Origin of the sequence: Phormidium pseudopriestleyi FRX01, from assembly GCF_017313335.1 — a bacterium.
Lineage (GTDB): Bacteria > Cyanobacteriota > Cyanobacteriia > Cyanobacteriales > Laspinemataceae > Laspinema > Laspinema pseudopriestleyi.
Genome location: NZ_JAFLQW010000244.1, coordinates 1 through 11,585, shown reverse-complemented (window position 1 = coordinate 11,585; position 11,585 = coordinate 1). Strand labels below are relative to the sequence as shown.

At 47.6% G+C, this 11,585-nt stretch carries 12 protein-coding genes; 9 read left to right on the top strand and 3 right to left on the bottom strand.

Annotated elements, in window-relative coordinates:
• Nucleotides 1-1,305: right-handed parallel beta-helix repeat-containing protein (locus J0895_RS09070; RefSeq protein ID WP_207087782.1), on the top strand; the 1,305-nt coding region annotated here is incomplete at its 5' end.
• A 101-nt stretch (nucleotides 1,306-1,406) separates the two neighbouring features.
• Nucleotides 1,407-3,881 carry a single-stranded-DNA-specific exonuclease RecJ gene (gene recJ / locus J0895_RS09065; RefSeq protein ID WP_207087781.1) on the top strand — a complete coding sequence of 825 codons (2,475 nt, stop codon included), beginning with the start codon at nucleotides 1,407-1,409 and terminating at the stop codon, nucleotides 3,879-3,881.
• Nucleotides 3,882-3,886: 5 nt separating this feature from the next.
• Here recJ and J0895_RS09060 read toward each other — a convergent pair whose 3' ends face one another.
• Nucleotides 3,887-5,023, bottom strand: a complete 1,137-nt coding sequence (locus J0895_RS09060) for a PAS domain-containing protein (protein WP_207087780.1) — start codon at nucleotides 5,021-5,023, stop codon at nucleotides 3,887-3,889.
• Between the two features lie 855 nt (nucleotides 5,024-5,878).
• Here J0895_RS09060 and J0895_RS09055 point away from each other — a divergent pair.
• Both J0895_RS09055 and J0895_RS09050 read left to right on the top strand, forming a co-directional pair.
• Nucleotides 5,879-6,340, top strand: coding sequence for a response regulator (locus J0895_RS09055; protein ID WP_207087779.1), 462 nt, complete (start codon nucleotides 5,879-5,881; stop codon nucleotides 6,338-6,340).
• A 793-nt stretch (nucleotides 6,341-7,133) separates the two neighbouring features.
• Nucleotides 7,134-7,490: a hypothetical protein gene (locus J0895_RS09050; protein WP_207087778.1), complete on the top strand. Its 357-nt coding sequence runs from the start codon at nucleotides 7,134-7,136 to the stop codon at nucleotides 7,488-7,490.
• 497 nt (nucleotides 7,491-7,987) lie between these two features.
• On the opposite strand, the gene psb30 is transcribed toward J0895_RS09050, so the two are convergent.
• Entirely contained in the window at nucleotides 7,988-8,119 is a 132-nt protein-coding gene (gene psb30 / locus J0895_RS09045; RefSeq protein ID WP_044196985.1) for a photosystem II reaction center protein Ycf12/Psb30, read from the bottom strand.
• A 265-nt stretch (nucleotides 8,120-8,384) separates the two neighbouring features.
• Here psb30 and J0895_RS09040 point away from each other — a divergent pair, with 265 nt between their 5' ends.
• The 3 genes from J0895_RS09040 (at nucleotide 8,385) to J0895_RS09030 (ending at nucleotide 9,817) form a co-directional block, all read left to right on the top strand.
• Nucleotides 8,385-8,777, top strand: coding sequence for a YkgJ family cysteine cluster protein (locus tag J0895_RS09040; RefSeq protein ID WP_242541163.1), 393 nt, complete (start codon nucleotides 8,385-8,387; stop codon nucleotides 8,775-8,777).
• A 165-nt stretch (nucleotides 8,778-8,942) separates the two neighbouring features.
• Nucleotides 8,943-9,401 carry a TMEM165/GDT1 family protein gene (locus tag J0895_RS09035; protein WP_207087777.1) on the top strand — a complete coding sequence of 153 codons (459 nt, stop codon included), beginning with the start codon at nucleotides 8,943-8,945 and terminating at the stop codon, nucleotides 9,399-9,401.
• A 77-nt stretch (nucleotides 9,402-9,478) separates the two neighbouring features.
• Entirely contained in the window at nucleotides 9,479-9,817 is a 339-nt protein-coding gene (locus tag J0895_RS09030) for a TMEM165/GDT1 family protein (protein ID WP_207087776.1), read from the top strand.
• A 280-nt stretch (nucleotides 9,818-10,097) separates the two neighbouring features.
• Here J0895_RS09030 and J0895_RS09025 read toward each other — a convergent pair whose 3' ends face one another.
• Nucleotides 10,098-10,613, bottom strand: a complete 516-nt coding sequence (locus J0895_RS09025) for a DUF4149 domain-containing protein (protein ID WP_207087775.1) — start codon at nucleotides 10,611-10,613, stop codon at nucleotides 10,098-10,100.
• A 98-nt stretch (nucleotides 10,614-10,711) separates the two neighbouring features.
• On the opposite strand from J0895_RS09025, the gene J0895_RS26335 reads away from it, so the two are divergent.
• Both J0895_RS26335 and queC read left to right on the top strand, forming a co-directional pair.
• Nucleotides 10,712-10,834, top strand: coding sequence for a hypothetical protein (locus J0895_RS26335; protein WP_277989811.1), 123 nt, complete (start codon nucleotides 10,712-10,714; stop codon nucleotides 10,832-10,834).
• Nucleotides 10,835-10,860: 26 nt separating this feature from the next.
• Nucleotides 10,861-11,547 carry a 7-cyano-7-deazaguanine synthase QueC gene (gene queC, locus J0895_RS09020; RefSeq protein ID WP_207087774.1) on the top strand — a complete coding sequence of 229 codons (687 nt, stop codon included), beginning with the start codon at nucleotides 10,861-10,863 and terminating at the stop codon, nucleotides 11,545-11,547.
• Nucleotides 11,548-11,585 lie beyond the last annotated feature (38 nt).

The following is an 11,585-nucleotide window of genomic DNA, read 5'->3' as shown; positions in this document are numbered from 1 at the left end:
ACGCCATCCCTAGAGGCGATCGCCTCCGCACAAACCATTTATTATATTGACCCCAATCAGGGCACTAATGCCGCCACTGCCGGAATCACCCCAGAAAATCCCTTTCGCAGTATCTCTTATGCGCTACAAGGTGCAAGTCCCGGAACCGTAATTTATCTAGCCCCAGGATTGTATAGCGCCCGGGAAACCTTTCCCCTGAAACTGAATCCGGGGGTAATTTTAATCGGCAATGAATCCCAGCAGGGAGAAGGGGTAATCATTCGCGGGGGAGGAATTGCTTCAACTCGCACCGCTGGACGACAAAATTATACTATATTTGCTGGAAGCAATAGCCAAATTTTAGGGATAACTCTGACGAATCCACATCCCAAGGGAACGGGAATTTGGATGGAAGATACCACAACCGCTTTGATTCGCAATAATACCTTAATGGATAATCCCCGAGAAGGCATTTTAATCGGAGGAAGCGCCATCCCAATCATTGAAAAGAATCGGTTTGTTAATAATGGGGGAAATGGAATTTCCATCCTCCAGCAAGGGGCGGGAGAGATTAGAAATAATGATTTTACAAACAATGGCATTGGGGTGGCGATCGCAGGTATGGCCAATCCATCAATTACGGACAATCATATTCGTGGCAACCGCAACGGCATCGTGATCACCGCATCAGCAAACCCGACTCTTCAAGGCAATATTCTGGAAAATAATCAGAATTATGGAATTTTAACCCTGGGATTGGCCCAATCCCCCCTCGCGGAGAATAACCAGTTTAGAAACAATGGAATCAGTAGTCAACTCACCGCTAGAATTCAAGACTGGGGGGTAGACATCCCTCCCAGAACCGTCACATCTACAGTTTTTGGTTGTGTGGAATATGAAGGGGGTTTAGCCACCTTTGCTTATACCGGCAAGGGGTCGATTCCACTGCCTTTGTTGAACTGGAATCATACCGCTGCTGACTCGGGTTTAAACCGCTGTCGGTTAGTTACTTCCAGTTTAAATAAAATTGTAGCTTTAACAGGTCAAGAGTTATCCACAATGGCACTTTCTACCGGACGAGTTCATAATAACAATGCGGTTTGTTTGGTAGAACAGTCTGGGGGAATTTGCCAGGATAGTAATCTGTTATTTTACCTCGGAGGAGAAGAACAGCGTAATCCCGGGGAAGGATTAGCCCCCTTACTCTCCTTCCCTTGGGAAACGGCGGGAAATCCTGTACAACAGGTAGAAACCGGCGCTTATGCACCCCTCAAAGACTTTGCCCAACGCTTGGAAGCGGAACCGGGGTTATGGTTTACCGATTAGCCGGTGACTGCGTTGGTATGGGGTAAAATTAGATGAAAATTAATCGCCCTGGGCTGATAGGATAGATAATGGCAACTCCAATCAGACCCAGGGATAACGTTATGGTTCCGAGTACCGCGATCCGTTTACCCAATCACAGATGGCAGATTTATCCTCAAAAACCCGAACTCGCCCAGCAGATTGCTGAGGCAGTGGCGCTGCCACCAATTTTGGCGCAAGCACTCATTGATCGCGGCATCGAAACCGTAGAAGAAGTGCAGGCATTTTTAGACCCGGAATCGGTGATTCTGCCCTCCCCACTGGATGACTTCCCAGACTTGGCACTGACGGTAGAACTATTAGAAAAGGCGATCGCCAAGGGGTCGAAAATTGCCATTTGTGGCGACTATGATGCCGATGGCATGACCAGTACCGCCCTGTTAATGCGGGCATTACGCGCATTGGGTGCAAATGTGGATTATGCCATTCCCAGTCGCATGGCAGAAGGATATGGCATTAATGAGCGGATTGTTCGGGAATTCCACGGGGAAGGGGTGCAAATTATTTTAACGGTAGATAATGGTATTGCCGCCGTAAAACCCATTGCCCTCGCCCGAGAATTGGGGATGGATGCGATTATTACGGACCACCATGAACTCCCGGATGAACTGCCTCCGGCAACAGCAATTCTCAATCCGAAACTGATTCGAGAAGCGTCTCCCTATCGGGGAGTTGCTGGGGTGGGAGTGGCCTATATTTTAGCCATTTGTTTAGCACAAAAGTTGGGTCAATCCCAACCCTTAATCAAACCTTTACGAGAATTATTAACCCTCGGAACTATTGCGGATTTAGCCCCGTTAACGGGAGTGAATCGCCGCTGGGTAAAACGGGGATTGCGGCAGTTACCGGAGTCGGAGTTAGCGGGGGTACAAGCTTTAATTCAGGTTTCCGGTGCCAGCAGCAGTGGGGGGAAGGGCGCTAAGGCGATGAAACCGGATGAAATTGGCTTTCGGTTGGGACCGCGAATTAATGCGGTGGGACGGATTGGCGACCCGCAGATTGCGATCGAACTGCTGACGACGGATGATCCAGGGATTGCGTTAACTCGGGCGATGCAGTGCGAACAACTCAATCAGGACCGGCAGCAGATGTGCGAAACTATTGAGGCGGAGGCGATCGCCTGGATTGAAAGTAGTGGCATGGACTACTTAGGCAGTCGGGTGTTGGTGGTAGTCCAACCGGGTTGGCATCATGGTACGATTGGTATTGTGGCCTCTCGCTTGGTGGAACGATACGGAGTGCCGGTATTTATTGGCACTTATGAGGATGAGCATCAGGACAAGATTCGAGGATCGGCGCGGAGTATTCCGGAATTTCATGTGTTTGAGGCGATGCAGCATTGCGATCGCTGGTTGGGAAAATATGGCGGACATCGGGCGGCAGGGGGATTTACCTTAAGTACCCAGAACTTAGACGGGTTTCGCCAAGGTTTAAGTGAGTTTGCTCATGGATGTCTGGAACCCCATCATCTCAAACCGGCGATCGCGATTAATGTGTTAGCTGAATTTGAGCAAATTGACCTCGACTTATACCGAGAAATCGATCGCCTCCACCCCTGCGGCATCGAAAACCCATCCCCAGTATTCTGGACGCCCAATGTGGAAGTGGTGGAACAGCGCATTGTCGGCAAAGGACATATTAAAGTTACCCTAGAAAGCTCAACTCACAGTTTCCACCCCGATTCGCCCAAAATTGCCACCCCGCGTCGGATTCAAGGGATTGCATGGCGCTGGGGGGATTATTTTCCCCTGCCTCGATACATTGATGTGGCCTATAAGTTGCGGGAAAATACTTGGAATGGGAATACCAATGTAGAATTAGAACTGATCAGCGCCCGTCTGCCTGAGAACGAAGACAGTCGCCCTAGTGAGATTACCCGAGAGTCTGTGCCACCCCAACCCCCAGTCCGGCGATCGCTGAAAACGCCACAAAAACAAGCAGTCCAGGAATCCCTTCCCCTGACAACATTAGGAGTTACTGCGTCTGCGGTGACTCTGGTACTCCCGGAAGCACCTCCGGTGACGGTTAATCCAGAATGGTTATCGGGAATTCCCTTACAATCCTTACTCACTCACTTAGAGGGTCGGGTGTTGTTCTATGGTGCCGGTAGACCGGAAATTGGTGCGACAGCTTGTGAAATTGAGTGGAACTTTCCCAAGCGTCCCTGTGATACTTTGTTGCTTTGGACGTTACCCCCTTCGGGTACACATTTGCAATGGTTACTGGGGAAAGGGATGCCGCGTCAGGTTTATGTTTACAATCATTTACCGCCTTTGCAGTCACCGATGCAGTTGAGATCGCACCTGCGCGATCGCCTCCAGGAGTTAGGGACTCAACCTTTGAACCTGGTGCAACTCGGGCAAGAATTGTGGGTGGCACCGAGTACATTGCTGGCTGCTTTACGAGAATTGGGCGATTCCTATCCGGAATTTCCTCCCACCCAAACCCTCGATCGCGAATTAGAACGGTTGTATCGTTGGTATGCTTTTCCCCCGGAAAAATTAGCTCAAATTAATTGGCGATCGTCCTTGCATTAATCGCACTATTCCAAAATAGTAATATGATTGGTGTTATCGATGGTAATTTTTCCTTGGTGCTGTAACTCGCTCAGGAGGCGGGTAACGGTAACCCGAGTTGTGCAGGAAGCTTCGGCGAGTTCCTGATGAGTGAGGCGCAGACTCAAGCGGGTTCCGGTGGCAACGGGTTCGCCTAAGATGGTTTTTAAAACCTGGAGCAGGGTCAGGAGGCGATCGCTGGCTCGTCTTCTCCCATAGACGGATAATAACAATTCAGATTGCTGTAATCGCTGAGTGACGCCTTCAGCAATCAACTGAGTTAAGTGAGGAAACTGAGGCATTTCCCGGTGAGAAATCGCGATTAATTCTACAGTTTGGGAAAGGGCTGTTACTTGATAGATGGACAGGGCCGTTAAAGTCCGACAAAAGGGGATTCCTTGACCCGCTATTCCCATGAGCACCTCGCCATTGTTTTCCGTCAGGGTACTGAATTTGACCCACCCTTTACAGATCAGCCAGAGAGCATCCGGTTGTAAGGGGATATTTTCTCCTTTGGAAAAACTATGCCGGGTGCGATCGCAGAATAGGTCCTCGGTGTTCTTTCTTTTCTGGGCTTGCGATCGCTGGCGATCGCTGATGTCTCGGATACAGAGGCATATAGAAACAATGTTACCCCAGGCATCCCGTTCCCCCGATAGGGTCAGCACCGCATCAAAGGGTTCCCGATGGGGGGAATAGAGTCTCACTTGCCACTCCTGATTGTCCTCCACCTGTTGCCGCCTTTTCAGTTCTTCCCGAAACGCCCGTCGCCCCTCCATCGGCACCAAAATACTGACGGGTTTGTGCAGTAGCAATCCGTGAGTGCAGTCGAATAATCGGGTCGCGGCACGATTTACCGAGGCGATCGCACCGGCACTATCCAGGGCGATGTAAGGATGGGGTGCTTGCTCAAATAGGCTTTGATAACGCCTGCGTTCTGCTTCTAGTTGGGTGTGAGATTCAACGATTTGTTCCTGCTGTTCGGCCAGTTGTTCTAAGGCAACGAGCAACTCTTCCGAAGCGGTCCCGAGTTCTTTAAAGGCGATCGGCAGTAACTCACTGGGGTACTGGATCGCCGAATCTTCAGAACTGCGGTAATACAGGCTTTCAATTCGCTGATTCATCGTCGTAATATACTGGGTAAATACATCGATATTAAAAATATCTTCCTCCTGATCAATTTTCTCAGTTGGGTGTTAGTTATTGGGGTTACTGGATTTAACTCCTGGCTTTCTAGTTTTCGTCTCGAAAATATTGAAAATTAGGGTTGAAATAATTATACCCTAGTTATTATGAATAGGCAAGTTTTGAAGGGGTTTGTTTAAACCCTGCAAACCGAGGGACAAAATCCTCTGTTCTTCAATCCTTCCTTTTGGGGTGACCATCCTCCCCAAGGGCGATCGCCCCAGGGTCCAAAACCCGGGATAGCCCGGTCAGTCACCCAGTCTCTGGAAAATCTAGGACCCTTCCCCGGGGCAGGGGAGCCAGCTAAACTCCATCATCCACAAGGGTTTCAGTCTTGATTGTAGCCAGGGATACAAAAAAAAATCAAGAATAATTCTCTCTCGGGATAGAGGATGAACTCTAGTCTGGGTCTTAGAATCTATGAAGATACTTAATTTTTACGAAGTAAATTCGGCTCTTAACAGAATCAAGTTTCCTTAAAACAGGAAACTTTTTCCTGGGCTTAGAGTCAGTATATAGTCAGTAAAAGTGAGTAAACAGTAAGGCTTATTTTCCAATTATTTGGCACTTAAAATGAGATAAATTATTTTGTCTGAATCAGATATTAAATATTTATTTCGCAAAAATTGGATTAGGAGTCTCATGAATTTCCCTTGAAAATCATCGTCAACATCAGCTTATTAATTTTTTAGATAGAAATTATTTTCCCTGTAACCTAATTTCTATTCATTCCAAGTAGAAAGTATCTCTACCGGACATCAACAATAAATAAATAAATGGAGAGGAATGGACTTATGAATCGAGTAGCCACGCGCAAAAAAATATTAATTGTTGAAGATAATCTCGCTTATGCCAATATCTTAAAACTCACCTGGGAACATTCGACTTTTTGGGCCGAAGCGGAAATAAAGACAGTCAATGATGGGCAGGAAGCTATCGATTACCTCTCTCGGAATCAGGGAAATTCAGGCGATCGCCAGGAGTCCGGTCAGTTACCGGATTTGATTCTCTCCGATATCAATATGCCCCATTTGTCCGGATTAGAATTGCTGGCTTGGATTCGACAAACGGCTCATCTGAAACACTTACCTGTTATCCTCATGAGTAGCTATATCGAGCCACTAGAGCTAGAAATTATTAAGAGTTTAAAGGCGAATTATTATTTTATTAAGCCCTTAACGATTCAAGAATTATTAAACAACCTGAATCAGACTATGAAGCAACTTCAACCCAGTGAAGCTCACGTTGTAGAATAATCCTAAATCATTCATTAAAAACAGAGAGAGACTTGGAAATTAACCGGGTCTCTCTTCTTTATTATCCCCCAGAAAGGACCAATTTTAACGGTGCTTTCTCTTGTTTTGCCGCAATTCAAGTTTTGGATATCTTGTTCAAATTATCATCATTCCCCAACCTATCCCCCGGTCAATTCACCCTAGGGATGTCATTCTCTGTAACCGTTTCAAGGGTAAAAAACTGCTTTTACAGGACTCCAGGCGATCGCCAATAACGCCCTCGTATCCGTCGCTACGTTAGTACGTTACATCCACCCCTGTCTTCAGATAGAAATATTAGGGTCCAAAACCCCTTATCCTAGGGAACAAGGGTCGTCGGGATAAATTTAACTCTATAGTGAGTCTAAACCCCTGTTGACTTCAACTTCTAACTCATCTAGTCTCCCCAGGTCAGGGGAATTCATGAATTACCTCGATACTACGTTCTTAATGAATCATCAAGATTAGTATCGGAGTCAGACGGTATTGCACTGGACTTTCTGGGCTGAGATTCTATCAAACCCGAGATCAACTCATGAAGTTTGTTTCCAGTGGTAGAACAGATTTGCGATCATCACCAAGAGGTTCCGGCAAGGGTCGCAGTCCGGTGATAGAGGTCCCCAAAACTGTGAAATTAGGACGCCAATCGGTGCGCTTGCCCAACAGTTTGATTCAGAATTAAGGTTCTAAATTCGGAGTAAAATGAAATCTAAGGGTTGATCCAATTGTCCTAAATTCGGGAATTCTTAAAGTAGTCATTTGGGGACGGGACCTGATGAACGGCTACGCTTCCCCACCGGGGTTAAGCCAACCAATAGAACAGACACAGAATGACCAATTTTTACAGTCTCCTGTGTCCGTCCAGAGCGATTGTAGCATTAAAGAGGCGAATATGAGTCAACAATGGTTTGCTGAACAGAATAGCTTATCTGATGCAGTAGAAGAACTTGCAGAAACCACCGTTTCTTTAGGGGTGATCTCTAGTTTTATGGTTCACTATCAGGGTCAACAGCGTCAATTTTATTTACCCAGTGAGAACGACTCTCAACCCCTGACAGCAGAAGAGGCATACTTGCGGTTGAAACAGTTGATGGAAGAATCAGGGCTATTGAGCCAGATCTCATCCCGATAGTTTTCGGTGCTTTAAGCTGTTCAAGCCAAATTTCTATCTCCATTATTTCACTGAACACCGGGTGCAGTGAAATGGACCGTGATCAATCCGAGGCCGGTAGCCTGGGTTATAGGGAACATTGAAAACTCAATTGAGCGATCGCCCTTTGGGAAATTTTGATCCCTGAAGAGAATTTCGAGAACCCTACATTAAGCCCTGGGAGTTAGGAAAAAGCAAGACTCCACCGGAGTCTTACTGGAGCCATTCTCCCAGGCTTTTTGTGCAGGGGTGAGTTTCTAGGCTTGGCGTTGGCAATCAAGGGTCCTACAGGGGACTCCAGAGGGAGTACCTATCCACGGGACTGAGCGTCAAGGACAAAACACTGCAAGGGGCAGGGTTTGACACCGACATCCCGACTTGATTGGCGATCGCCCTTATCTAAGCTGGGATTTTGACAAAAAAGCCCGAAAAAGCAAGCGCTACAGAGTTTATGCAGCGGTGATTCGATCCCCTGCCTGTTACATATCGCCGCCGCGAAATGCCAGCAAAAAGATGACAACTGGACCTGCAATCAAGATCAATCCCACGAAAGTGAGTTGAAGAATTACTTCCAGATTGAGGTTACTTGCAAAACTACTTAAAAAATCCATTTTTCCTCCCAACGATGCCTTTCTGAGTAGATATCTAAAACTAACAGCGCTTTACCCTACCCCGAATGGGAGAGGGGATTTGCCGCACTGTAAATCAAAATCCGCATACAATTTTATCAAGTGAATGGCTCATTTTTTTAAGGAAGTTTACAAAAATCTGAAAAAAAGATGAACCTAGACCGAGTTTTTATTTGCCCCCGCCACGGAGACTCCCCGGCGATCGGGGAGTAAAAAGCGCTATTGTGAAAAGGCATGAGGGTTTTATATGGGGTGTTTAACCGTGGCGAGTTGGCGTTGTGTCAAGCAGTGTGGAGCGTGCTGTCATCTGGATCCAGAGGAACGTCCAGAGTTGGCTGAGTATCTATCCCCGGAAGATTTGGCCTTATATCTGAGTATGGTAGGGCCAGATGGATGGTGCATCCATCTGGATCAGCTCAACCGGGAATGTACGATTTATGACGATCGCCCCCGCTTCTGTCGGGTCCTCCCGGATGTCTTTGAGGAAATGTACGGCATTGAACCCGAGGAATTAGACGAATTTGCCATCGAATGCTGTCAGCAGCAAATCGAGGCCGTTCACGGCGATCGCAGCTTGGAAATGCTCCGGTTTAATCAAGCCGTTGGGGTTTCCCTCCTGGAACTGCCCCCCCTAGATTAAGCCGCTTCTCTGGTTCTCTTTTGAGCGATTTCTATCTCCTCCGTAGTATTCCTCTGGGTAGAGGGCGGGGTTATAGGGAACCTCTCCTCTACCTTTCGGTTGATTTTTTGGGGGAGAGTCGGGAATAATGAAAGATAAATTAAAAAACTACAGCGGTTACCCTCCATGCCAGCAAACACTTCTTCTGTCACCGATGCGACCGAGACCCTTCCCACCTTGTCTCCCGTCCCCTCCGATGCGGAAGCCTGCCTAGAACGCGCTCTAACCCTACCCACTTCCCTAGAACAACTCCCACCCACCCCATCACCCCAGACTGCACCAAAAACGCGATCGCCTAAAGCCCGTCAGGGAGCCTGGAGTGTTTTCGCTTCCACCTTCGTGACCATTTTCCTGGCTGAATTAGGAGACAAAACACAAGTCGCCACCCTGTTAATGACCGCTGAATCCCAATCTCCCTGGATTGTCTTTGCCGGTGCAGGTTCTGCATTGGTAGCGACCAGCTTATTAGGGGTCCTCCTCGGTCGCTGGTTAGCAAGTCGCATCTCGCCTAAAACCCTCGAAAAATCAGCGGGAGTTGTGCTGCTGGTTGTCTCTGCAATGCTGGTGTGGGATATTCTGCATTAAATTCCACTCATCAGTTTGCCCCACCATTTCCCTCGTTTTTCGGGACCCTTTAAAAAAATTAAGCAGGATAGCAGACTATGGACTGGCAACTTCTCGGCGTAAGTTTTATCACGATTTTTTTAGCAGAATTAGGAGACAAAAGCCAAGTCGCGGCGATCGCCCTCGGGGGTAGCTCAAAATTCCCTCAGTCGGTATTTTTCGGGACGGCTGGCGCACTTCTTTTAGCCAGTTTGTTAGGCGTTTTAGTCGGAGAAGGTGCCGCGCAACTCCTTCCTGCCCATTTGCTCAAGGCGATCGCTGCGGTGGGTTTTGCAATCATGGCCCTGCGTTTATTGTTCGGCAAAGAACAAGAGGACGAAGAAGACTTTTCCTCCGAAGCCGAAACCCCCGCAATTGCCCTCTCAGACAGCGATTAAACCGGCTCCAGATATTACAACCTCGCATTACTTTATTCAATTAGGGAACTCCAAAAAATAAAATATCCAAAACCCACACATGAGCATGGTGGGGCACTCGCGGACGAAGCCTGCCAAAGCCCGCTACAAGAGTATTTTTAAGTCCTTAAGAATTTGGATGATTTATTTGTTGGAATACCCTTAAAGGGTGTTGGGTTTGGCCAAAATTCCCTGAGCATAAGCAAAAGCCCCCAGGTATCTGGGGGCCTTTTGCTGACTTAAAATTTCTATCCCAAAACCCTTACGAAGCGAGGCGTTGTTGTTGATTGCGATACATCCAACTCAGCAAAATGCCGCTGCTACCCAGTTTAAACAGTTCCAGCATCCAATACCCTTGCTGCATTTGATTCATAACTGGGGGAATGGCTTGGACTGGCTCAAATACATTCAGTTGCATCGCCAAAGCGCTCATTTGCGGCGTTAAGGTATAGGTATCAATCAACACAACGAAGAGCAGGATAATGGATAGGATAATAGCAGGAATGGTCCACTTTTCGTTAAATTGATGCCGTTTAACTACTGTGAGAATTCCGGTCAAAACTAACGCAGCACATAATAATTCAATCCGATTAAACATTCCAAATAGCAGATAACCTGCGGAAGCAAACCCGGCTGTTTTCATCATTCCTGCTGCATACATACTCGGCAGAATGACCAGATCGAGCAACAGGCAGGCACTCAGCCAGAACCCCAGGCTGAATAGGACGATGGTTTGCCACATCGGTTGTTTGATTGTAACTGTCGGATTAGTTGCCATAAATTTTCCTCTACCGCTCCGTCTTTTTTTTAGCTTAACGAATCAGCAAGAAAAAATCCATAAAGTATCATTTCAAAACGATACAAAATGTTACTAAAATGAAGGTAATTACGGGAAAATGTAAACATTTATTGCAGGTGGTCCAACCGAGGGAAGGAGTGGAGTCCTCGGACCTAGAGGAAGGTTCAGGGCCGATCGCATTCCACTCCCTGCCAGAATAGTAGAAAAGGCTAACCCAGAAAAAAGCGTGAAAGCAGTTATTTTATTATCTGGAGGATTGGACTCCTCCACGGTTCTCTACCAAGCCAAAGCTGATGGCTACACCTGTTATGCGATTTCTTTTGACTACCAGCAACGGCATCGTCGGGAACTGGAGGCGGCAAGGGCGATCGCCCAATCGGCAGGGGTTGCAGAACATCAAATCGTCTCCTTTGACTTGCGCCAGTGGGGAGGGTCCGCCCTCACCGACGACAAAATCGACCTCCCCTGCGATCGCTCCCTGGAGGAAATGGCTCAGAGTATTCCCTCTACCTACGTTCCCGCTCGAAATACCATCTTTCTGAGCTTTGCTCTCGCCTACGCCGAAGCTACCGATGCCCGTCGGGTTTACATTGGGGTGAATGCGATCGACTATTCCGGCTATCCTGACTGCCGTCCCGACTACATCCAAGCGATGCAGAATGTCTTTCGACTCGGGACGAAACAGGGGAGAGAATCCGAGACAACGGAAATTGTCACCCCTCTGATTGATCTGAAAAAAACCGAAATCATCCAACTGGGGAATCGCTTAGGGGTTCCCTGGGAGAAAACCTGGTCCTGTTATGCTGGAGGCGATCGCCCTTGTGGAGTCTGTGACTCTTGTCAGTTACGTTTAGCCGCATTTACAGAATTGGGATTAACCGATCCCCTGCCTTACCTTCAAGGGGGTTCCTGAAGCGAACTCATCCTGAATCTGGCTGATATCGATGGGTT